Source organism: Ulvibacter litoralis (assembly GCF_900102055.1).
Lineage (GTDB): Bacteria > Bacteroidota > Bacteroidia > Flavobacteriales > Flavobacteriaceae > Ulvibacter > Ulvibacter litoralis.
The window spans coordinates 160,973-183,967 of sequence record NZ_FNBA01000005.1 but is presented as its reverse complement, the minus strand read 5'-3'; the positions used below and the strand labels follow the sequence as shown (position 1 = coordinate 183,967).

The 22,995-nt window shown below is 35.4% G+C and carries 27 protein-coding genes; 14 read left to right on the top strand and 13 right to left on the bottom strand.

The features are described from left to right. The first annotated feature begins 23 nt into the window (after positions 1 to 23). From BLQ00_RS14605 to BLQ00_RS14570, 8 genes are read left to right on the top strand one after another with little or no spacing between them, the layout of a single operon-like run. Entirely contained in the window at positions 24 to 737 is a 714-nt protein-coding gene (locus tag BLQ00_RS14605; protein WP_093145055.1) for a VIT1/CCC1 transporter family protein, read from the top strand. A gap of 26 nt (positions 738 to 763) precedes the next feature. After that, the gene (locus BLQ00_RS14600; protein ID WP_093145054.1) at positions 764 to 1,264 is read left to right on the top strand and encodes a hypothetical protein; all 501 of its coding nucleotides are present in this window, start codon (positions 764 to 766) and stop codon (positions 1,262 to 1,264) included. A gap of 17 nt (positions 1,265 to 1,281) precedes the next feature. Then, complete coding sequence (locus BLQ00_RS14595; protein ID WP_093145053.1) at positions 1,282 to 1,740, top strand: OsmC family protein; 459 nt, start codon at positions 1,282 to 1,284, stop codon at positions 1,738 to 1,740. Positions 1,741 to 1,743: 3 nt separating this feature from the next. Next, on the top strand, positions 1,744 to 2,667 hold the full coding sequence (locus BLQ00_RS14590; RefSeq protein WP_093145052.1) for an ABC transporter ATP-binding protein: 924 nt from the start codon (positions 1,744 to 1,746) through the stop codon (positions 2,665 to 2,667). Then, positions 2,657 to 3,391: an ABC transporter ATP-binding protein gene (locus BLQ00_RS14585; RefSeq protein WP_093145051.1), complete on the top strand. Its 735-nt coding sequence runs from the start codon at positions 2,657 to 2,659 to the stop codon at positions 3,389 to 3,391. Before BLQ00_RS14590 ends, BLQ00_RS14585 begins: the two co-directional genes overlap by 11 nt. After that, positions 3,391 to 4,497, top strand: a complete 1,107-nt coding sequence (locus tag BLQ00_RS14580) for an ABC transporter permease (RefSeq protein ID WP_093145050.1) — start codon at positions 3,391 to 3,393, stop codon at positions 4,495 to 4,497. The genes BLQ00_RS14585 and BLQ00_RS14580 overlap by 1 nt, the downstream gene beginning before the upstream one ends. Further along, positions 4,494 to 5,612 (top strand): ABC transporter permease, encoded by a 1,119-nt coding sequence (locus tag BLQ00_RS14575; RefSeq protein ID WP_093145049.1) that lies wholly within the window; start codon positions 4,494 to 4,496, stop codon positions 5,610 to 5,612. Before BLQ00_RS14580 ends, BLQ00_RS14575 begins: the two co-directional genes overlap by 4 nt. Then, complete coding sequence (locus BLQ00_RS14570) at positions 5,612 to 6,361, top strand: LOG family protein (RefSeq protein WP_093145048.1); 750 nt, start codon at positions 5,612 to 5,614, stop codon at positions 6,359 to 6,361. Before BLQ00_RS14575 ends, BLQ00_RS14570 begins: the two co-directional genes overlap by 1 nt. Here BLQ00_RS14570 and BLQ00_RS14565 read toward each other — a convergent pair. The 8 genes from BLQ00_RS14565 to BLQ00_RS14530 all read right to left on the bottom strand — a co-directional run bounded on the left by BLQ00_RS14565 (position 6,358) and on the right by BLQ00_RS14530 (position 14,833). Beyond that, positions 6,358 to 7,728: an MBL fold metallo-hydrolase RNA specificity domain-containing protein gene (locus BLQ00_RS14565; protein ID WP_093145047.1), complete on the bottom strand. Its 1,371-nt coding sequence runs from the start codon at positions 7,726 to 7,728 to the stop codon at positions 6,358 to 6,360. The genes BLQ00_RS14570 and BLQ00_RS14565 overlap by 4 nt on opposite strands. Before the next feature lie 3 nt (positions 7,729 to 7,731). Then, positions 7,732 to 8,565, bottom strand: a complete 834-nt coding sequence (locus BLQ00_RS14560) for an ATP cone domain-containing protein (protein WP_093145046.1) — start codon at positions 8,563 to 8,565, stop codon at positions 7,732 to 7,734. 6 nt (positions 8,566 to 8,571) lie between these two features. Next, entirely contained in the window at positions 8,572 to 9,423 is an 852-nt protein-coding gene (locus tag BLQ00_RS14555) for a universal stress protein (RefSeq protein ID WP_093145045.1), read from the bottom strand. A 68-nt stretch (positions 9,424 to 9,491) separates the two neighbouring features. Further along, positions 9,492 to 10,340, bottom strand: a complete 849-nt coding sequence (locus tag BLQ00_RS14550; RefSeq protein ID WP_093145044.1) for a universal stress protein — start codon at positions 10,338 to 10,340, stop codon at positions 9,492 to 9,494. 71 nt (positions 10,341 to 10,411) lie between these two features. Then, complete coding sequence (locus BLQ00_RS14545; RefSeq protein WP_093145043.1) at positions 10,412 to 11,260, bottom strand: universal stress protein; 849 nt, start codon at positions 11,258 to 11,260, stop codon at positions 10,412 to 10,414. 102 nt (positions 11,261 to 11,362) lie between these two features. Next, entirely contained in the window at positions 11,363 to 12,199 is an 837-nt protein-coding gene (locus BLQ00_RS14540) for a universal stress protein (RefSeq protein WP_093145042.1), read from the bottom strand. Between the two features lie 70 nt (positions 12,200 to 12,269). After that, the gene (locus tag BLQ00_RS14535; RefSeq protein WP_093145041.1) at positions 12,270 to 13,319 is read right to left on the bottom strand and encodes a response regulator; all 1,050 of its coding nucleotides are present in this window, start codon (positions 13,317 to 13,319) and stop codon (positions 12,270 to 12,272) included. Then, complete coding sequence (locus BLQ00_RS14530; protein WP_093145040.1) at positions 13,316 to 14,833, bottom strand: sensor histidine kinase; 1,518 nt, start codon at positions 14,831 to 14,833, stop codon at positions 13,316 to 13,318. The genes BLQ00_RS14535 and BLQ00_RS14530 overlap by 4 nt, the downstream gene beginning before the upstream one ends. A 100-nt stretch (positions 14,834 to 14,933) precedes the next feature. Between BLQ00_RS14530 and BLQ00_RS14525 the strand changes: the two genes are divergently transcribed. Genes BLQ00_RS14525 through BLQ00_RS14505 form a run of 5 tightly spaced genes read left to right on the top strand, consistent with a single transcriptional unit; the run spans position 14,934 to position 18,061 of the window. Then, on the top strand, positions 14,934 to 15,341 hold the full coding sequence (locus BLQ00_RS14525; protein WP_093145039.1) for a hypothetical protein: 408 nt from the start codon (positions 14,934 to 14,936) through the stop codon (positions 15,339 to 15,341). Between the two features lie 10 nt (positions 15,342 to 15,351). After that, positions 15,352 to 16,251 (top strand): RsiV family protein, encoded by a 900-nt coding sequence (locus BLQ00_RS14520; protein ID WP_093145038.1) that lies wholly within the window; start codon positions 15,352 to 15,354, stop codon positions 16,249 to 16,251. Between the two features lie 38 nt (positions 16,252 to 16,289). Continuing rightward, positions 16,290 to 16,952 (top strand): deoxyribose-phosphate aldolase, encoded by a 663-nt coding sequence (deoC, locus tag BLQ00_RS14515; protein ID WP_093145037.1) that lies wholly within the window; start codon positions 16,290 to 16,292, stop codon positions 16,950 to 16,952. Further along, entirely contained in the window at positions 16,949 to 17,647 is a 699-nt protein-coding gene (gene deoD / locus BLQ00_RS14510; RefSeq protein ID WP_093145036.1) for a purine-nucleoside phosphorylase, read from the top strand. The genes deoC and deoD overlap by 4 nt, the downstream gene beginning before the upstream one ends. Before the next feature lie 9 nt (positions 17,648 to 17,656). After that, on the top strand, positions 17,657 to 18,061 hold the full coding sequence (locus BLQ00_RS14505; RefSeq protein WP_093145035.1) for an OsmC family protein: 405 nt from the start codon (positions 17,657 to 17,659) through the stop codon (positions 18,059 to 18,061). A gap of 42 nt (positions 18,062 to 18,103) precedes the next feature. Here BLQ00_RS14505 and BLQ00_RS14500 read toward each other — a convergent pair whose 3' ends face one another. After that, positions 18,104 to 18,937 (bottom strand): universal stress protein, encoded by an 834-nt coding sequence (locus BLQ00_RS14500; protein WP_093145034.1) that lies wholly within the window; start codon positions 18,935 to 18,937, stop codon positions 18,104 to 18,106. A gap of 263 nt (positions 18,938 to 19,200) precedes the next feature. Here BLQ00_RS14500 and BLQ00_RS14495 point away from each other — a divergent pair, with 263 nt between their 5' ends. After that, on the top strand, positions 19,201 to 19,959 hold the full coding sequence (locus tag BLQ00_RS14495; RefSeq protein WP_093145033.1) for a patatin-like phospholipase family protein: 759 nt from the start codon (positions 19,201 to 19,203) through the stop codon (positions 19,957 to 19,959). Here the strand turns inward: BLQ00_RS14495 and BLQ00_RS14490 are convergent. Genes BLQ00_RS14490 through BLQ00_RS14475 form a run of 4 tightly spaced genes read right to left on the bottom strand, consistent with a single transcriptional unit; the run spans position 19,944 to position 22,958 of the window. Next, complete coding sequence (locus BLQ00_RS14490; RefSeq protein ID WP_093145032.1) at positions 19,944 to 20,441, bottom strand: hypothetical protein; 498 nt, start codon at positions 20,439 to 20,441, stop codon at positions 19,944 to 19,946. The genes BLQ00_RS14495 and BLQ00_RS14490 overlap by 16 nt on opposite strands. Next, positions 20,438 to 21,436, bottom strand: a complete 999-nt coding sequence (locus BLQ00_RS14485) for an MlaD family protein (protein ID WP_093145031.1) — start codon at positions 21,434 to 21,436, stop codon at positions 20,438 to 20,440. The genes BLQ00_RS14490 and BLQ00_RS14485 overlap by 4 nt, the downstream gene beginning before the upstream one ends. Before the next feature lie 5 nt (positions 21,437 to 21,441). After that, a complete protein-coding gene (locus tag BLQ00_RS14480; RefSeq protein ID WP_093145030.1) occupies positions 21,442 to 22,179 on the bottom strand; it encodes an ABC transporter ATP-binding protein in 738 nt (245 codons plus the stop codon). Then, positions 22,176 to 22,958, bottom strand: a complete 783-nt coding sequence (locus BLQ00_RS14475; RefSeq protein ID WP_262891384.1) for an MlaE family ABC transporter permease — start codon at positions 22,956 to 22,958, stop codon at positions 22,176 to 22,178. The genes BLQ00_RS14480 and BLQ00_RS14475 overlap by 4 nt, the downstream gene beginning before the upstream one ends. Positions 22,959 to 22,995 lie beyond the last annotated feature (37 nt).

Here is a 22,995-nt window from a genome sequence, read left to right as displayed (position 1 = left end):
GTTTTAAAAACTAAGATTATACAATGGAAACAAATACAGACAATTTAGACAGCTATTTAGAAAATCATTACATACATCGAAGTAATTGGTTGAGAGCGGCAGTTCTTGGTGCCAACGACGGAATTTTATCTACCGCAAGTATTGCTATTGGTGTCGCGGCGGCAAGTGATTTGAGAAATCCAATTGTATTGGCCACCTTGGCAGGATTAGTCGCTGGAGCTTTATCGATGGCAGCAGGTGAATATGTTTCGGTAAGCTCTCAAACAGATATCGAAAAGGCAGATATTGAACGGGAAAAAATAGAACTCGCTGAAATGCCAGAAATTGAGTTGCATCGCCTTGCTGAAATTTATGAACAAAGGGGACTAAAAAAAGAAACTGCCCTATTAGTTGCCAAGGAATTTACCGCAAAAGATGCTTTAGCTGCCCATGTAAGAGATGAATTGGGAATAAATGAAATAAGTCAAGCCAAACCCATACAAGCGGCAATGGCTTCTGGTGCTTCCTTTATCGTGGGAGGTATACTTCCATTAATTGTAACCTTATTTGTTCCCCTATCAACAATGGTCATCACCTTATACGCTTCTGCGACTATTTTTCTAATATTATTAGGCGTAGTAGCCGCTAAAACTGGAGGTTCTAGCATTGGAAAAGCAATTCTCAGAATTACCTTCTGGGGTACGATTGCTATGGGAATCACAGCTTTAGCTGGGTATTTATTTGGAGTATCTATTTAATAATTATAACACTAAAATCACATTCTATGAAAAAGACAATTCTCGCAACTGCACTCATTTCTGCATTAATGATTAGCTGTAATGAAACAAAAGATCATTCAAAAAAGAGTGAAACGTTAGAAGTCACAAAAGAAATGCAACATCAGGATTCGGAAAAAATGGCTTCTGAAACGCACGTCTTAGATAATTCTTGGATAGCCGATATACAACTCGACAATGGCAATAAATGGGCTGCCAATCTAGAAACAACTGAAGGTATTACTAAAATGCTCCAGCAAATAGAATCTAGCAATCCTAGGACTATTGAAGATTATCAAAACTTAGCTTCTCAACTAAATACTGAAAAGAACTTCGTCATAAAAGAATGCACGATGAAAGGTCCGTCACACGACAACCTCCATATCTTTTTGCATCCGCTTATTGAAAAAATTGAAGCTTTAAAAAACGTTTCAACAACTACGGAAGGTACCGAAATCACCCAAAGTATTAAAGAGAACCTTACCAACTATGGAAATTATTTTCAATAATTAAAAAATTTAAAATCATGGAAAAACATCAATATAATGTAGACATACACTGGCGCCAAGACCGAAAAGGAATGATGTGTTCGCCAGAATTAGCGGAAGGCTGCTCAGATAATACCAATTGTATCGAAGTTGCCACACCTCCTGAATTTCCGAAGGGAATGCCTAATATATGGTCGCCAGAACATCTTTTTACGGCCTCGGTAAGCAGTTGTTTAATGACAACCTTTTTAGCGATTGCTGAAAACTCAAAACTAGATTTCAGTGGTTTTAGTTGTAAGTCGAAAGGGATATTAGAAAAAGTGGAAGGGAAATATGTCATGTCTGAAGTCATTTTAGAACCTACAGTAACTATAAAAGATGAAAAAGATCGAGAACGCGCCGAGCGAATCCTTCAAAAATCGGAACGAGCTTGTTTAATTTCAAATTCGATAAAATCAAAAATTAGTATGATTCCTGAAATAATCGTAGAAGCATAAAAAATGGGGATTTCCTTACACCATATTAGTAAATCATTTAAAAGCGTCACTGCTTTAAAAGACATTTCGTTCGATGTAAAATCGGGGGAGCTTTTCGGACTTATTGGTCCCGATGGTGCTGGAAAAACAACGCTTTTTAGGGTTCTCACCACCTTACTTTTGGCAGATGAAGGAACCGCAAGTGTCGCAGGCATGGATGTGGTAACCGACTATAAAGCCATACGTAACTCGGTAGGCTATATGCCTGGACGTTTTTCACTGTATCATGACTTAACCGTTGAAGAAAATCTCAACTTTTTTGCAACGATTTTCAATACCACTTTAGAAGAAAACTACGATTTAATAAAAGAAATTTACGTTCAGATTGAACCTTTTAAGAATCGTCGTGCTGGGAAGCTTTCTGGCGGAATGAAACAAAAACTAGCTTTATGTTGTGCGCTTATCCACAAACCTAAAGTGCTTTTTTTGGACGAGCCCACTACGGGCGTTGATCCTGTTTCTCGGAAAGAGTTTTGGGAAATGCTGAAAAGATTACAGCAAAAAGACATCACCATGCTCGTTTCAACCGCTTATATGGATGAAGCGAGTCTTTGTGACCGCGTGGCGCTGATTCAAGACGGAACTATTTTGGAAATCGATACCCCACAGCGTATTATTGAAAAATTCCCAAGAACGATTTACAACGTAAAAGCTTCAGAAACCTATCGCCTTCTTAAAGATTTAGAAAAGTATGAGGCGACACATAGTGTATATCCTTTTGGTGAATTTTTGCATTTCACAAGCAAAGATGCAGCATTTACTTCCGAAGAATTAATTCAGTTTTTAGAACAAGAACATCATACCGAGATAGAAGTTTCTGAAGCGATTCCGACGATTGAAGATTCATTTATGACACTTTCAAAAGAGCACTCCAATAATGGAAACTAAAAACGCCATACTCGTTAAAAACCTCAGCAAACGTTTTGGCGATTTTACCGCTGTAAACGCAATAACTTTTGAGGTGAAAAAAGGAGAGATTTTCGGCTTTTTAGGAGCTAATGGTGCTGGAAAAACAACTGCCATGAAAATGCTAATCGGAATTTCTAAACCTTCCGAAGGCACTGCTACTGTTGCTGGATTTGATGTAAAAACACAATCGGAAGCCGTTAAGAAGAGTATTGGCTATATGAGTCAGCGATTTACACTTTACGACGATCTAACTATTAAAGAAAATATTGCTTTTTTCGGTGGAATCTACGGCCTAAGTAATGAAAAGATCAAAGAAAAAACAGCCTTGTTGATCGATGAATTAGGTTTACACGACAAGGCATCTAATTTGGTGCGATCGCTGCCTTTAGGATGGAAGCAGAAAGTGGCGTTTTCGGTTGCTTTACTCCACGAACCAAAAATCGTGTTTTTAGATGAACCTACCGGAGGTGTGGATCCTATCACACGAAGACAATTTTGGGAAATGATTTATCGAGAAGCAAACAAAGGAACGACCATTTTTGTTACAACACATTATATGGATGAAGCAGAATATTGTGACCGAGTTTCTATCATGGTGGAAGGAAAAATTGAAGCTTTAGATTCCCCAAAAAAATTAAAAAAGCAATTTAAAGTAGACTCTATGAATGAAGTGTTTTTAAAACTGGCACGTAATATCGAATAATGAAAAGATTTAGAGGTTTTGTAATAAAAGAATTCTACCACATCTTCAGAGACAAGCGAACCTTGATCATTCTGTTTGGAATGCCTGTGGTACAAATTCTCTTATTTGGTTTTGCCGTCACCAACGAAATTAGCAATGTAGATATCGCTGTACTAGACCGCTCAAAGGATTCCGAAACACAGAAAATCATCAACACTATAGAGGCTTCAAAATATTTTAAAGTCACTGATTTTATTGTAGATGAGAAACAAATTGAAACCATATTTAAAAAAGGAAAAGTAAAAGCCGTACTTGTTTTTGAAAACAATTTTAGTAAAGATATTGTCGCTAAAAATATGGCTAACGTTCAAATTATAACAGATGCCACTGAGCCCAATGTAGCTAATTCTGTAAACACCTATCTCACATCAATTTTACAACAATACCAAACCGACCTCAACCAACGCCAACAGATCCCCTATCAAATTGTACCACAAACACGCATGTATTACAATCCTGAATTGAAAAGTGTGTTTATGTTCGTGCCAGGGATTATGACGGTTATTTTAATGCTGGTTTCGGCAATTATGACCTCTATTTCAATCACACGTGAAAAAGAGCTGGGTACCATGGAAATTTTATTGGTTTCCCCCTTAAAACCCTATCAGGTAATTGTAGGGAAAGTTTTTCCTTATGTCTTTTTAGCCATTAGTAACGCTATTATCATTTTGATGCTAGGTTTCTTTGTGTTTAAAATGCCTATTGAAGGGAGCTATTTCCTTCTGGCCTTAGAAACCGTCCTATTTATTTTTAGCGCGCTGGCATTGGGGATTTTAATTTCAACCATTTCTGAAACCCAACAAACCGCAATGATGGCATCACTCATGGGATTAATGTTGCCTACCATTTTACTTTCTGGTTTTATTTTTCCGATATCAAGTATGCCATTACCATTACAAGTTATTAGTAATATCATCCCTGCCAAATGGTTTATAATTTTAATTAAGGGTATCCTGTTAAAGGGCGTCGGACTTGAAGTACTCTGGAAAGAAACGTTGGTCTTAGTTGCAATGATTGTTGCTTTTATCGGCTTAAGTGTAATGAAGTATAAAACAAGACTAGAATGAGAACGATACGATTCTTATTGGTAAAAGAGTTTAAACAGATTTTTCGCAATAAGGCGATGCTGCTCATTATTTTTGTGCTCCCACTCATACAACTTTTGATACTTTCAAACGCGGCTTCTTATGAGGTGAAAAATAGCAAGTTTGCGATTGTCGACTTAGATCATTCATCCTATTCTAGGGCATTAATACAAAAATTTGAAGCTTCGTCTCAGTTTGATTTTATGGGATTATTTTCTTCGGAAAAAATTGCGAAAGAACAGATGCAGCAAGGAAAAATAGATGTTGTACTCTACATACCTGTACATTTCGAGCGATCTTTTCAGAAAGAAAAAAAAGGAAGCTTATTAACAACGATCAACGCGATTAATGGCTCTGCGGCGGCTGTAGAAAATATGTATGTAAATGCTATCCTTAAGGATTTCAACAAAACAATACAAGTAGATTTTATGGGAGCTGAAGCTTCTCTACAACCGAAGCAGCTTCATATTGACACCCTTTTTTGGTTTAACCCAGAACTGAATTACAAAACCTTTATGGTTCCTGGTATTTTAGTGCTTCTTGTAACTATGGTAGCGCTCTTTCTTGCAGGAATGAATATTGTACGCGAAAAAGAACTCGGAACTTTAGAGCAGATTAATGTAACTCCCATAAAAAAACACCAATTTATAATAGGCAAGCTCCTCCCCTTTTGGATTATTGGAATGTTTGAATTGGCCGTTGGTTTAGTAATTGCGAGACTCATTTTTGACGTACCTATGGTAGGAAACTTCGGATTATTATTCCTGTTTGCCTCTGTCTATCTTTTGGTAATTTTAGGCATTGGAATGTTCATTTCAAACTTTACCGATACCCAGCAACAGGCGATGTTCCTCTCTTGGTTTTTTGCCGTGATTTTTATATTAATGAGCGGACTTTTCACGCCAATTGAAAGTATGCCTGCTTGGGCACAGGTACTAACGGAAGCCAACCCCGTGAAATATTTTGTAGAAGTAGTCCGAATGGTAATGCTAAAAGGGGCATCGCTACTAGATATCATGCCACAACTTATAAAATTAAGTATATACGCCTTGCTCATAAACACACTTGCTGTTTGGAGCTATAAAAAAGTAAATTAATGGAACCCACTAAAAAATATCATTTACAAAAAGGAGAGTCCACATTTCTTCAAGGGCCGCACTCCCGATTTAAGGAACTTCTTTTTACGTTTAAAGTACAATTCAGTTTTATTACTGCCTTTCGTAAAATGCACTTTATTGGTCCTTGTGTCACCATTTTCGGATCAGCCCGATTTCCTTCAAGTTCCAGTCATTATAAAAATGCAGAAAAAATAGGGGCTGCCTTATCAAAATTAGGGTTTACGATTATGACGGGTGGTGGTCCTGGTATTATGGAAGCTGCCAATAAAGGAGCCTATGAAGCTGGAGGCTATTCGGTAGGAGTAAATATTATTCTCCCATTTGAGCAAAACCCCAATCCTTACTTGCACAAATGGATAGATATCCCTTACTTTTTTGTTCGAAAATTTCTACTGATGAAATACTCCTATGCTTACGTAGTAATGCCTGGTGGAATGGGAACTCTAGACGAGTTGTTTGAAGCAATTACACTGATACAAACCAAAATTATTAAAAACTTCCCCATCGTTATTTTTGATTCTGAATATCATAAAGAACTCTGTCACCACATTCAACTCATGGCTAAAAACGGAAGTATCAGCCCGGAAGACATGAAATTACTTTTTGTCACCGATTCGCCTGAAGAAGTTGTCGAGCATATACAAAAGCACGCCATTGAAAAATTTGGATTGGTAAAGAAACTCTACAGTCCGAAATGGTGGTATGGCGAAAACAGAAAGAGATTTTAAACAGCTATTTCTATAATGTCGTATAGCTTCGGAAGTGTTATTTTCCAGTGATAAGTATCTTGTAACTTCACTCGCAATGCATCTTGAGCGGTATGTTCGCCGTGAATTAGAAAAACTTGTTCTGGAACATTTTTAATTTCACTACACCAATCTAAAAGCCCTTGCTGATCTGCATGTGCCGATAAACTATCAATGTGATGCACCTCAGCCTTTACATCGTAATACTTTCCGAAGAACTTTAACTCATGAGCTCCTTCTAGCAACTGTCTGCCACGGGTACCCTCTGCTTGATATCCCACTAATAAAATAGTAGTCGTTTCAACATCTATCAATTGTTTTAAATACGTAAGTACTCGCCCGCCAGTGACCATACCACTACCTGCTATTACCACTTTTGGCTGCGGATTATCAATCGTTTCCCAAGTTTCTTTATAGGATGTAATAATATGCATTCGATTCTGCATGGCATGGAATTCTGACGAATTCAATTTATACCAATCTGGAAATCGCTCAAAAACAGAAAGCACGTTATTTCCCATCGGACTATCAACAAAAATCGGGATGTTAGGTATGCGCCGTTCTTTGTATAATTTCCACAATAGAAACATTAAGGTTTGAAGACGTTCTACAGCGAATGAAGGAATGATTAGGTTTCCACGGTTGTGGATGGTTTTGTTTATTAGGTCCACTAATTTATCTGAAACACTTTCAATGGGATGCAATCTGTTTCCATAGGTGCTTTCCATAAAAAGATAATCTGCACTTTGTGGTTTTTTGGGAGGAAAGAGTAGAAAATCATTCTCTCTTCCAACATCTCCTGAGAAAACGAAGCGCTTTCCGAAGAGATCTAATTCAATAAATGTCGATCCTATAATATGTCCGTTGTATTGAAACCTACATCCAATATGGTCTGAAAGTTGGTTCCATTCGTCCTGTTCTACCGATTTAAAAAAACCAAGGGTAAATTCTGCTTCCTTGATTGTATAAAAGGGCAATGCGGGTTCATGTTTAGAATATCCTTCTTCATTGGCTCTCTCTGCATCCTCTTCATGAATCTTGGCACTGTCTAAGAGAATAACTTCCGCTACGGCCAAAGTAGGAGCTGTTCCAAGAATTTTACCTCGAAAACCATTTTTCACCAATCTAGGCAAGTACCCGGTATGGTCTAAATGCCCATGTGTTAACAAAACAAGATCAATTTTTGAAACATCAATTGGGAGCTGCTCCCAGTTTTTTGTGCGCAACTCTTTCAACCCTTGAAACATGCCACAATCGACCATGATGTTTAATTCAGGCGTTTCCAATAAAAACTTGGATCCAGTTACAGTTCCAGCTGCTCCTAAAAAATGTACGTTTACTTTTCGCATTTGTTATGTATTACAAAGCATTTCTACTTCCGAAAGAATTTTTTTCTTCCGAATTTCTGAAATCCCTAAATGATCTAAATAAAAAGTATCGTCTGCCAATTGTCGGCACAACACAATATTCCGACTCAATAAAAATTGTTTTTCTCTTTTGGTCATAAGTGTGGATACTGTAATGGGATACAACCCTAACCGATCAATACGATCTTTAAGTCCGTTCTCTTTTGGGTAATCCCAACTTAAAAGATACAATCCCATGCAATGACCGTACGTTATTGCATCGGTTGTGAATCTAGTGTTGGTTACAACCCAACCTTCAGTAGGTCTTGCTTTTGTGTTTTTATATTGTGCTAAAATATCCTGATACCTAGAATGAATGTATAGCGGAACTTTTACATTACACGTAGTAGTTTTTTCGCTATGAAATTTGCACTCGGCTACGATGTGTTGTTCCTTTTTTATCGCTATTACATCTACCTCGTGAGAAACACACTTTCCTTGTAAAATTTTCCCTGTTTTCACCTCATATCCCGAGTAGGTTAACAATGCTCCTATAAATTTTTCAAAAGGAAATCCTGTAGGACCTAACTCGTAAATGGCTTTTTTTAATTTGTATTTAGCCGCATAAATTGATTTTCTCTTTTTCAATAAAGCAAAAGCTCGGTTATATATTTCTTTTGTTGAAATACCTTGGTATAACTCATCCCTAACTTTATTAATGATCGTTGTTACGGTTTGCTCATCTGCGCCACTATGATACAAACTACTACGAAGCTTCGAAATTGAAAAATCTGCTTTTTCACCTGATGATTTTACTACCTGAATTTTTTCAGTATCCATGACTGCTTAATTACGTAAATCATGTAACACCAAAACAGGAACTTTTGCATGATAGCCTAACTCTTTCACCATAGGTTTTGAAAAATTAAATTCAAAAAAACCATGCTTTTTATTGATAAATGAAATCATTTCACTTTCCCGAACTTGAATAAATAAATTAAGTCCTGTCTGAACATCTGCATTTTCTAAATAATGAAAAGAATAAGTAAGACCGTCAAAGCACTCTTCCAACAATTCTTTTTTTGCTTGTTGCTCTTCAGATAATTTTTCAGATTCATTAATATGTAAAATGCGAATAGGTGCATTGGTTATTTTTGCAATTTCGTACAGGTACTTTAACTCTCTACGTTTGTAATGTGTTTTAAAACTAGTAGGAAAAACAATTTCATTAGGTTCTTTAAAAATGACATCGGTAGGAATCATAAATACAGGACAATTCCGCACTTTTTCCATAAAATCAATACTATTACTTCCAAGTATGGTATCAATATTATCTGTTTCTCCTTTATTAGAGATAATTACCATATCGATATCCTTATCATCCACAAACTGTTTTACGCCCTCCAATGGAGTATTTAATAATGATTTTGTAAAATACGTATGGTTTGATGGAACATCTAATAATTCGATTTGTTGTAATAATTTGGCGAGTCCAGAATTTGATCTTTTCTTGGCATCTTCAAACAATTTATTTTCTAAATTCGCTACCATCAAATTGTCAATCGCGTAATTGGCAACCATAAAAGTATTTAGTAGGTAAAAATCCACCTCTTCGTTTTTGAATAACTCGCTCGCATATCGAACAGCATTCCACGCATTTTTTGAAAAATCTGTAGGCAATAAAATTTTCTTCTTCATTTCAGTATTTATTAAGGTTTCCTTAGATTAAAAATAGCGATTGAAATACATTGTACCTATGATAAATATCAGTCTCTCTTAGGCAACACTAAAAATGGGCTCTGTGTATATTTTGCTATATTTTTAACAGTAGCCTCTCTGAAGAATCGTACAATTGCATTGTGTTTGTAATATATCATTGCGAGCATATCTACATTTTCTTCTGTTAAATGAGAACTTATCGCTTCGTAATTATCTATATCTTCAGACAACCAATTACTTTCTACGGTATATTCTTCTAGGAGCTCTAATAAATGCTCAAAATTTGCCTGTTGTGCATCTGTTAATCGTTCTTCTTTATGTATGTGTAATACCTTCACAGATGCTTTGTTTAAAGCTGCTATATACATTAATGGAGCTAACTCCTTTTTCGTATAAGACCTTTTAAATCCTGTCGCAAACCCTAAGACATCTATAGGTTTATAATCAAGCTCTTTAGGAATAATAAGCAGTGCTGCTTTTTTAATACTAGAGATTAATGAAAGGGTATTGCTCCCCATAAAAACAGAAGCCATTTCTGTTGCTCCTTTACTTCCCATTACGACATAGAAGGCATTTTCCTTTTCAATCAATTTATTGGTTGCTCGCGATAAGGATAAAGAGGTCGCTATCACCTCATAGGTATGGTTTGGATTTTCAGTATCTAACACTATTTTATGCTTCACCTCATTACATTTAGACTCATAGGTTTCATACAATTCCTCAACAACAGCTTCTGTTTTCCCGATATCAATACGACTCGTTAGGTTTGTTACCTGGTCCTCAAAAGAGTGGTAAATAATGAATTTTATTTTTTGATCTTGAAAAAGTTTTGCTGCATAATACAGTGCACAATATGCATTGTTAGAAAAGTCAGTAGGAATGAGAATTGTTTTCATTTTTATATGTTTTACGTTTTATTTTTTTCTGAATTGTTGTTCATAATCATTACCCCTGTGAGGGCACTAATTTAGTATCGTTGTAAATTTTGAAGCACCAAAAAAGGAATTTGAATATGAAGCCCAATTTTTTCAATGGTCGATGTGTACAAAATATTTTCTAAGTACGAATGCCGTGAATTCACCATTACCAACAAGTCCATCTCGTTTTCTTTAATGTATTCGTTTATGGCTTCGGTAATATCTTTCCCAACTACTTGAGGGAACGAAACTTTATTCTTAGCAAACGCGAGTTCTAAAAAAGCTTTGTTGTCTTCTTGCCTGTTTGAAAGTTCTTCAAATTTTGAAATATACAAGCAATGTATGGTCGCAGTGATTCGCTCTGCCATGGTGCCTAAAAGTTTCAACTCTCTTTGTTTGAAAGGCAACATAAAATCTGAAGGAAATAATATTTTTTTAGGAAGAATATCGTGATAATTTTCTGGTACTGCCAATACGGGACAATTAACATATCGTATTACTTGAAGGGTGTTACTTCCAAACGTTATTTTTTTATCGTTGGTTTCTCCCCTTGTGCCCATTGCCACAACATCGATATTTTCTTCATCTACCAAGTCGTTAACTACATCAACTAAAGATCCAAAAACAGAAAGTGTATAGAGATGGTGTTTCGGATTGTGAAAATGTTCAATTACTTTCGATTTGAACTTTTCTAACTCGTGTTCCGAATTTGTTCGTTTTTCATTTTTTACTTCTTCAAATTCTGAAGGTTTCATCACCACATTAGAATTATAAACTTCGTCTGCATAGGCATGAACAATAAATACTTCAGATCGAAAATATTTAAAAAGTTCTAACGCATAGGTAGCGGCATTCAGTGAATTTTCAGAAAAGTCGGTAGGAATTATTATTTTTCGCATCGGTTCACATTTTAGGATGTAACCAAAGTTATTGCTTAACTAATTCATATAAAATGATTAATATCAGTCGCGCCTTCATTAAAAACGTAACGCTTTTACACATTATTCATGCAATACCAAAAAAGGAATTTGCACATGGTAACTTATTTTCGCTACTTGAGGTTTAAACAAAATACGTTGGAAAAAATTTAAGTTTTTTGCAATCATTGCAACCATATCTATTTGCATTGTAGTTACAAAAGACTGTAATGCGTTGTCTAGGTTTGGGTCTTCAATTACATGAAAACTAAGCGGAATATCACTCAAGCGCTCTTTTAATTCTTCTCTTTTTGTATTCTGAAAATTATCCAACGGTTTTTGAGTTTGCGCAACTCGTAAGACTTTTATGGATGACTGAAACATCTTAGTAACCTCATACAGCGTATCTATTACTTTTTGTTTATAAGACATGTTGAAGTCTGTTGGAAACCCAATATTGATAGGGTATTTGAAAGAAGCCTCTTCGGGAATCACTAAAATAGAACATTTAACACGCGTTATGACCGCTCCTGTTTTACTTCCCAATGTCATTTCTTTTACTCCTGAAGCGCCTTTAGTCCCCATAATTATAAAATCAATGTCCTTTTTTAAAATATAGTCTCGAATGCCCGAGATAAAAGTTGTTTGAGATATTAAATACTCGAAACTATGGTTCTCATTTGGATAATTGGATTTTATTCTTTGAATCCATTGTTCCATTTGATCTTTTAAGTGTTTAGGAATTTCTTTTTTTATAGAAAACCCAGCAACATGTAAATCTTCTTCCTTTACACTTGGCAATGAGATATCTATGTGTAAAAAATGAAAAGTAACCTTCTTTTTTTCAAAAAAACGTAAGGCGTACTTGGTTGCATTCCAAGCATTCTCAGAAAAATCGGTAGGTAATAATAATTGCTGCATTATAGGTATTGTTAAAACAAATGTATTAATGCAAACTATTAGGTTATATGATAAAAATCAGTTCTAGGAATTATTCTACAGTTTCGAGTTCCTGTAAGTTTAAAATGGTGATATTTCGTCCTTCAATTCCGATGAGCCCTCTTTTCTTAAATTCTGAAAGTGTTCGTATCAAACTTTCTGTTGCAATACCAGCAACACTCGCTAAATCACTACGGGAAATTTTAATAGCTTCATCAGGCTTCTTATTCAAAACACGGGCAAATTGAAGAATTGTCTGTGCTGTTTTTTTTCTTACAGAGCTATATGCCATTTGCAACAATTGTTCTTTAATTTCAGCAATGTTATTCGTTAAAACATTCATTAACTCTAAAGATAAATTTTGGTTTTTACCTAGAATGTTTTTTAACTCACTTTTTGAAATCCCCGCTACCGATACATTTTCAACGACAGTTGCCGTTTCTTGATAAGGTATATTTTCAATAAAAGACGTAAAGCCTAAGAAGTCGTCAGGCTTGTGCAAGGCTGTGATAAGCTCTTTTCCACCTTCTTCCATTTTATGGCTTTTTACAATCCCTTCAAGAATAAGATAAATCGTATTTGAATGGTCTCCTTCTTGATAGATTGTCTCTCCTTTCAAAAATGATTTTATGACTCCTGTATCATCAAAGAGATTTTTAAGTTCGTTGAGATTTCTTACAGTGTCTTCATCCTCTTTTTTTTTAGAAGAAACATCAAGGGCTTTTGTAAGTATTTCAGCTTTGGCTAACCTGCTTTCTACAGCGCTCAGCAATTCTTCTTCTTCAAAAGGTTTGGTTAGGTAATCGTCTGCCCCCATATCCATTCCTTTACGAATTTCTTTATGCTCTGTGCGCGCTGATAAAAAAACAAAAGGGATATGTGAGGTTGTTGGATCCATAGAAACGGCTTCCAACACCCCATAGCCATCAATTTCTGGCATCATGATATCGCATACAATAATATCTGGAAGCTGTTTTTTAGCGACTTCAATCCCTATCCTACCGTTCGTCGCTGTAAATACTGTATAATTGGCTAGTTCAAGTAATTCGGCCGTATTTTCACGTAAAGCTGCGTCGTCTTCAATTAAAAGGATGGTTTTCATAGTGCTGTATCAATGCTTAAAGGAATTGTCACTGTAAAAGTGGTCCCTTCGTTTTGTTTACTTGTAAAGGTAATTGTACCACCTAAGTTTTCCAAGTGAGTTTTCACAATATTAAGGCCAATCCCTGTTCCTTGATTCAACAATGCGTTTTCAGCTCTAAAATAGCGGTTAAAAACATGCTTTTGATCTGCTTCAGGAATTCCTATTCCTTCATCTTTTAGGCTTAGCACTAACGTTTCCTTTACTTGTTTAACGGTTAGATAAATTGTCGTATTTTCAGAAGAGTATTTAATTGCATTATTGATTAGATTGGTTAAAATTAATTCAATAATTTTTTCATCAAAATCTAAAAAGATACCATCTATGTTTTCAGGGTACTCTATATGTTGCCCATCTTTTAATAACATATTAGCATCATAAATTACCTCATTCACCACTTTACTCAAAGGAAAATGCGTAAACTTATAATTCACTTTTCCATTCTCTAAGCGTTCTATCGATAAAAAGTCATTGAGAATATTGTTAAGATATTTGACTTTACCCTGAATGGTTTTTATATGTTTTTCACGTTTATCTTGTTGTTCTTCTTTCTCATATTTCCCAACCAAGGTAGCAGAGGTAAGGATTCCGCTTAATGGAGTTTTAAATTCATGCGACACTAAAGAAAGAAATTTTGTTTTTAATTCGTTCAGCTCTTTTTCCTTGGTTAATGCTTCCTCAAGTTGTTTGGTACGCTGTGTAACGGTATTTTCAAGTTTTTGGGTGTATTGCTCCTGTTCGGTAATATCCAGAATAATAGCCACCATCATATCCTTTTCTCCTTTTGAAGATTTCTGTAAATGAACTTCTACAGGATAAATAGTTCCATTTTTCCGTTGGTGTCTAGTATTAAATTTTAATTTATCTACTTCTCCATCTACCAATGGAGCTATTTTAGCTAGAAATTGGGCTTTATTGTAATCGGGTTTTATATCAGCGGGAGTCATTTTCCGAAGGGTTTCTAAATCGTATCCAATATTAGTTAACGCTCCTTTATTTACATCTATAAAACACAGTGTTTTGGCATCAAAAATAAAAATCTCATTTAGAGATTCATTAAAAATATTTGCCCAATGTTGTAGTTCTTGCTCTGCTTCTTTACGCACAGAAATATCAATAACCAACGCCATCACATAGTCGTTCCCATCCATTGAAAACGGGTTTAACCCCGCTTCAACAGGAAATTGAGAACCATCTTTTCGAACACCGTATAAATCTCTTCCATGACCCATTTGACGTTTGTTACTGTCTTGCATAAAGCCATCAACATGTTTGTGATGATGCCCATGGAATTTTTTAGGAATAAGAACATCTAATTGCTGACCAACCAATTCATTTTCATTGTAACCAAATAATTCATTTGCAGATACATTTGCCATCACAATGGTTTGCGCTTTGTTTACAATAATAATTCCTTCTGAAACAGCTTCTGAAAGCAACTTAAATCCGTTGCCACCATTTTTAAATACATCCATCCTTCAAAAATACCAAATATATTTACATCTAACTGACAAATATCATAGTCTAATTCATGTATCAAAATTATTTTTACCTTATAAAAAACATTTATAAAAAATGAGCACAGTAAGTCCTCCAGAATTATTATTCTATCAAAAATTAGGTGAGCTATTTTATGCTGTAGCCGCTGCTGATAAAGTAGTACGCGAAGCAGAATACAAAATGCTAACAACTCTTGTGGAAGATGAATGGAAACAAATGGACGATTACAAAGATCAGTTTAAAACTGATGCTGCATATCAAATATCCATCGTTTTTGAATGGTTCGATTATGAGCGTATGGATGCTGACGATTGTTTTGAAAGCTTCACTAATTATTACAAAAATCATCAAAACCTTTTTTCAGAAGAAAGAAAAGCGCTTATTCTTAAAACAGTCCAAAAAATTGCTGATGCCTTCAATGGAATCAATAAAAGCGAATTAATAATGTTGACCAAACTTGGATTGTTATTCAAAAAAAACTAATTTACCTACTATGAAATACTATATAATATTACTTATCTCTGTATTGCTTTTATCTTGTAAAAATGATGTAAAAAAGCCTATAGACGATGTAAGATTAGAGTCTGACACCTTGCCTAAAACAGCTGAACCTTTTGAGAAAGTATTGCCTTTTGATTCTATTTATACAACCAATGAAACGGAATTAAAAAAAACAAAATCGGTAATCATAAAACGGCAAAACCTTATCGATAAGAAAGATGACAAGGAAGAGCTACAAGAGTTAGTAACTAAAAAAACATTCGTTAAAGATGAAGATTTATATCTTATAGATTTTACCTACCCCTATCTTAATGAAGGTTTTAAAGAATCCTATCACAACTTCAACGAATATTTAGAAGAAACTTATTTAGACATTGCTGGGGTTGAAGCTAGTATTCTTGAAGACAAAGAACTTATTTGCGACACTTTAAGCATCAACCGTTTTAAAGAAAAACGCTTTATAGATTACAAAGTGTACAACTTAAATAAAACACTGATTAGTGTTCTTTTTTACAAGGAAAACTATTATTCAGGAACGCTACACCCTTCTTATACGTTTGATTGTTTAAACTTTGACTTACAACGATCTGTATTTATGAATTATGAAGATTTTTTCAATGTAGGTACTGAAGAAGAAATGACTCACATTTTAAATGAAGTATTAGCCGAAAAAATTAACAGTGGTGATATGTATTATGATTGTTGGGAAATTTCTTTCGACGATTTCTTTGAGTATAAAAACAACTTTGTAATTGACGATATGAAGGTGGAATACTACTTCGACGATTGTGTAATTTGCCCTTCCTATACTGGAACTTTTTCTGTAGAAATCCCTTTAGAGCGTCTACTTCCTATTCTTAGAAAGTACAAACTAAATCCACTTTTACTTTAGTTTTCTTCTGAAACTTACACCTTAAAACACAATCAAACGTGAAAAACCTACATACATATATTGAACATACACTTCTTAAATCGACAGCAACGACTGAAGATATTACAAACTTATGTAACGAGGCTATCGAATATAACTTTTACGGTGTCTGTGTAAATACTTGTTATGTAACATTAGCCGCCAACACATTAAAAGATCATTCAGCAAAAGTGATTGCGACTGTAGGGTTTCCATTAGGTGCCAACTCCACAAAATCTAAAATTGAAGAAACAAAACAAGCTATTAAAGAGGGTGCAGATGAAATTGATATGGTATTGAACGTTGGTTTTTTAAAATCGCAACTCACAAAATCGGTCAGTGCAGAAATTAAGGCCATTAAAAAAGTTATGGGGCGTCGCATTCTTAAAGTTATTATTGAAACCTGTTATCTTTCTCAGGCAGAAATGAAATTAGCCTCTGAAATTGCAAGATTGGCAGGAGCCGATTTCGTAAAAACATCGACCGGATTTGGTTCTCGAGGCGCTACGGTAAAAGACATCATAACAATCAAAAAAAAGGTGGGCGACCACATGCAAATAAAAGCTTCTGGAGGAATAAAAACTGCGAGTCAATGTATCGAATTAATTGAAGCTGGCGCATCACGCATTGGCACTTCAAACGGAATTGGAATTCTCTACGATCATAAAAACCACGAAGCATGAGTACACACATTGAAGCAAAAAAAGGTGACATTGCCGAAAATGTTTTATTGCCTGGAGACCCAATGCGCGCCAAATGGATTGCAGAGACTTTTTTAGATGACCCCAAACTTTACAACGATGTTCGAGGCATGTTAGGATATACAGGCTCCTATCAAGGAAAGCTAGTTTCGGTTCAAGGGACAGGGATGGGAATTCCCTCTGCACTTATTTATTGCCACGAACTCATTAACGATTATGGCGTTAAAAACTTAATTCGGGTAGGAAGTGCTGGCTCATACCAAACCGATATAAAAGTTAGAGATATTGTTATTGCGATGGCAGCTTCTTCAAACTCAGGTATTAATAACTCCCGATTTGCAAATGCAGACTATTGCCCTACTGCCAATTTTGAGTTATTCATGAAAGCTGCTAAGTATGCTGAACAACAACACATACCCATCAAAGCAGGAAATGTACTTTCTAGTGATCAATTTTACGAAGATAGTAGTGATACTTTTAAAAAATGGGCCGAATTTGGTGTGCTCTGTGTTGAAATGGAAGCTGCAGGACTATACACCATAGCTGCCAAGCACAATGTAAAAGCACTTGCTATTCTAACAATTTCAGACTCATTGGTATCACAAGAAAGCCTTTCGGCAGACGAACGTGAACACAGTTTTAAAACCATGGTCGAAATAGCCTTACATACTTTATAATCTATCAAAATGAGCTACACAATTACAGCTACCTCAACTTCTGGAAAAGAAGGAGAACTTCATTTAAAAAACACCTCGGTTGCTTTTGGCACAACAAAAGCTACTGAAACGCTTCTTTCTAGTCCAGCAGATATTTATATAAGCTCGTTAGCAGCGTGCATTCTTAAAAATATTGAACGGTTCTCTATAATGATGAAGTTCGAATACACTACAGCTAGTGTGAGTATAACAGCAACCCATCTAACAAAGCCTCCTAGATTAGAAGGCATTGTTTATGAAGTGATTGTTTTCAGTGAAGAGAACAACATAAATATTGAACTACTTAAGAGAAATTTAGAAAAATTTGGAACAATTTATAATATGGTTTCAAGAGCGTGCGAAATCACCGGTGAGGTTTTATTGCGAAAGCCTTAATACCTTACTAAAAATTATTTCAATAGCGTTTAATTGCAATAATTACACTTTAAAAGTCATGATAGGTCGGTCGCTATGATTTACCAATGCTTCTCCTACATTTTCTGAAAAGAAATGAGCCAATCCGCGTCTTCCATGTGTTGGAATTACAATTAAATCTGCATCAAACGTATCGGAAAACCCATAAATACCACGCTCTAAATTGTAGTCGCAATAATACACGATGTTTTCAAATGTTTCTGAAGAATTAATCCCGCTTACATCCATAAAATGTTTGGCTTTTTCTTCCATTTCTTCACTTGCTAAAAAGCGTTCTGGAGTATTTACATACAACAACTGAAATTCAGTTTCTGAATCTTTAAAGAAATTCCAAGCCTTTTTAAATGGTGTGATATAATCTGTATTAAAATCGCATGCAAACACAATTTTCTCCATTTTAAAACTACTAGATCTGCTTTTTACAACGAGTACAGGCACTTCAGCGTTACGAACGACCTTCTCTGTATTAGATCCTACAAATACTTCTTTGTATCCACTTGCGCCATGAGACCCCATTACAATAAGATTTGCATTGAAAGAGTGTGCGACACTATTAATTTCATGAAATTCTTTATAATTCTGAATGGTTGTTTCTACTGTAACTCCTTCAAGAAAATCTTTATCAAGAAATTCATTAAAGCGTTTTTCAGCAAGCTTCATATAATAGATGGCCTCAAACATTTCCTTTGATTCATCTTTAGTTAGTACTGCTTCAGAAAGCCCCATCATATGTAAAACAACTAATGAAGCATTGGTCTTTTTAGCTAAGGTTGCCGCAACTTCGAGTGCATATTCAGAATGTTCAGAAAAATCAATAGGAACAAGAATCTTTTTCATAATACGATATTTAGGTTTTAGTTTTATTCTTTCAAAAGTATCTCTTAAATGAAAGAATTTCCATGATATTTATCACCTAAAACCAACATCCTAAACCACTCTCTTTCCATAAAAGAAAATAAGTTTAGAATTATATACATAAAACATTGAGAAATTATTCTCAACTCTCGTCTTGGTTACAGAAGATATCTCTTATTTTTATCCTGTGATAAAAATATAGGCAACTGAATCGCTTATTAAATTTGAAATAAAATAATAAACGTATGAAAACTGGTTTGGTTTTATCGGGTGGAGGTGTTCGAGGTGTCGCACACATTGGTGTAATTAAAGCGCTAGAGGAAAAAAACATTTCAATTACTCATATAGCCGGAACAAGTGCTGGAGCCATTGTAGGTGCACTCTACGCTGGCGGACTATCATGGGAAGAAATGCTTACTTTTTTTAAAACAGTACCCATTTTTCATTACAAACGATTTGCTCGAAATAAACCTGGGTTTATTGATACGAATAAATTTTACAAAGATTTTTTCCCACTCTTTCAAGAAGATGATTTTAAGGCATTAAAAAGAAAATTATTTATTCCTGCAACCAACCTCGCCAAAGGAACTGAAAAAATTTTTCATGAAGGAGAACTCATTAAACCTGTCCTAGCTTCAGCTGCTTTTCCAGGAATTTTCACTCCTGTGGTAATTGACAAAACACCCTATGTAGATGGTGGAGTGCTCAACAATCTTCCCATAGAACCCCTTCAAAATATTTGTGATACCATTATTGGTGTTTATGTAAATCCGTTAATTGATATAGAGCCCGCGAAATTGAAACACTCTTATCAAATAGCCAATAGAGCCTATCACATAAGTTTTGGTAGCCAATGTGTTTCTAAATTTAAAGATGTGGATGTATTAATTGCTCCAGAAAAACTAACCAAATTCGGAATGTTCAGTCTTAAAAATATTGACGCTATTTTTGAAATTGGTTATGAAGCCGCCATTCAACGTTTAGAAAATCAAGAAGCGCTATAACCCATCTTTGTTCTTTTATTAGGTACTTCCCACTGAATCATTTCTTTTAAGAATTCATCTACTTTTTCTATGATCATTTTTTCTGTTACTTCGGAAGGGTTTATCGTTCCAAATTCAGCCATATTATTCTCGATAGGCATTCCGTCTACTTCAGGAAACAGTACAAACATATAAACATCACCGCTATACGTCTGTGTAAATACCAATGCGCCACCAGGAATGAATTGATAGGAAGGAATTCGATTGGTGCAGTCCATCAATTCTTCTGGAAAAGATTCAAAACTAATATTAACTGCTTCGTTATTATGAATCCAATTGAGTTCTTGAACTTTCCAGCCAATAGCATATTTCGCTGCTATTGTTTTCAAGGTTTTTAACAAGAGTGGTTTCGCTTTTTGGGTCCACTCCTCCTTTTTAGAAACAACAGTTTCAATCGATGTTTTATAATCTAAAACGCGTTCTTGCAAATGTTCTATTTTCATTGCTTATATTGTTTTGAGGTTTTAGCTTTTTTCTTCTCAAGTCGCTCTTTTTTGTTGAAATAGCTTCGGAAGAAGAAATTATGCTTCAAGGCTTCCATATTTTCGTTTAGTTTCTTAGAGGCTGCTTTTATTTCCAACATGGTCGAATCTATGTGCTTCGGAAGTATTGTATCCTTCGTTAGATAGTTGAAGGCACTTTCAGAAGCATGTATTTCAGAAATCATGGCCTCTAACTGCTGTGTAGTTTCAGAAATATCTAAACTTGAACGCTCCAAATTACTTACAATATTTTCAACTTGATTCCCTACGAGCGTATCGCTTAAAAGCACACCTGCAGCACTTTTTTCAATATTTATTTTTGAAATTTTTTCATCCAAAGAGACGATTAACTGATTCGCTCCCTTCGTAGTTTGCTTTAAATTGGTTAAAATAACTCGAATGTCCTGGGTAACTAACGAATCGGTAATTAACATACCTAAAGCCCCCTCTCCGGTTAAAATTTTATTTGTTATTTTCAACAAATCTGACGTTAGTAATGCAGCGTTATCACTAGCTACATTTAACGTAGAAAGCATGTCGTCGGCGCCAATTTTGCTATAGGTAGGAATGGTATCTCCTGAAACTATCGGTTGCAGATTTTCTTTTCCTGGTAAAATATTTACAACCATACTCCCCACCAATCCGTCAGATCCTATCGTGGCAATAGCATCTTTTTTAATGAAAGCTCCCGTTTTTTCATCTACCATCATTTGTATCACAATTTTGGCTTCGTTCACCATTTCAATTTTACCTACGGTACCCACGTTAATTCCCGAGTAGCGCACATTATTTCCTAATTGCAATCCATTTACGTTTTGAAAAATAGCATATACCTTTATGTTTTTACTGAAAATGTGTTGTCTATTTCCAATAAAAAAGAGAGCGGCTACCAAAAGAAGCGTCCCAACAATAACAAACAATCCGACGCGGGTTTTATACGAAGCTGTTTTTTTCATAGCATTTAATTTTTAAAAAAGGCTTTCACTTTTGGGTCTTCGGAATTAGATAGTTCTTCAAACGTTCCTTCTATGTAGTTAATTCCGTCAATCAACAAAATCATTCTGTTACTAATTACTCGTGCACAATCTACATCGTGAGTAATAATGAGTGACGATGTGTTGTAGGTAACTTGAATTCTTCGCATCAATTCAATAATTTCTTTTGATGTAATTGGATCGAGACCGGTAGTGGGCTCGTCGTACAATATAATTTTTGGCTTTAAAATAAGCGCTCTCGCTAATGCGACCCGACGTTGCATTCCTCCAGATAATTCTGAAGGCATTAAATCGATTGTATTTGCCAATCCAACGTTTTCAAGGGCTTCTAAAACGAGTTCATCGGTACTCTGCCCTGTTTTTATTTTATCTTTATTTCTTCTAAGCGGGAATTCTAAGTTTTCACGTACCGTCATAGAATCGTACAAAGCACTTCCCTGAAATAGAAACCCGATTTCTGTGCGTAACACATCTAGTTCTTTCCGCCCCAGCGAAACAATATCGAAGTCATGTATTTTTATCGACCCACTATCCACTGCCATCAATCCGACAAGACATTTTACCATCACCGATTTTCCAGAACCCGATTTGCCCATAATTACGAGATTCTCACCTTTGTGTAGTTTTAGATTAAATCCGTTCAACACATGGTTATCCCCGAAACTTTTGTACACATCTTTTATTTCTAACACGACTTCTTTCATACCTCGTAAAATATATCCGTTAGAAAAACAGCAATAAAATCGATCACAAAGAGTAACATAGACGTGTACACAACGGCAGCATTGGACGCTTCCCCTACGCCCACAGTACCTTTTGAACAGTTATACCCCTTATAACAACCTACAAGTCCGATAGCAAAGCCAAAAAAGAATGATTTGACGGTGGCCGGAATCACGTCACTAAATTTTAATGCATCAAATACCTTATTAAAGTACAATAAATAAGAGACCTCCCCTTTTAAATTTTCAACGATCGCCGATCCCAATAATGCGATGGCATCTCCCATAATAATTAACAATGGGAGCATTAAGGTAGTTGCCAAAATTCGGGTTACGACTAAATACTTAAACGGATTGGTTCCTGAAACTTCCATCGCATCAATTTGTTCGGTAACCTTCATACTTCCTAATTCTGCTCCAATTCCAGAACCGATACGTCCAGCGCAAATAAGTGCAATAATTACAGGCCCAATCTCTCGAACAATAGAGATACTCACCATAGAGGGCATCCAAGAAGCCGCTCCGAATTCGAGTAAGGTAGGTCTCGATTGTAAAGTAAATACCAAACCAAGTATAAAACCAGTGACACTTACCAAGAGAAAAGAGCGATTTCCCATTTGATAACACTGTCTAATAAGTTCTTTCCATTCAAAAGGAGCCGTAAACACTTCTTTTAAAAAACGAATGGCGAAATAGGTCATATCGCCAACTTCTTCAAAAAAGCGTTTCGTTTTAACTACTATGGTATTTGATGTGCTCAATATCTATGAATTATAGCTTTAAAAGTAGGTTGTTAAT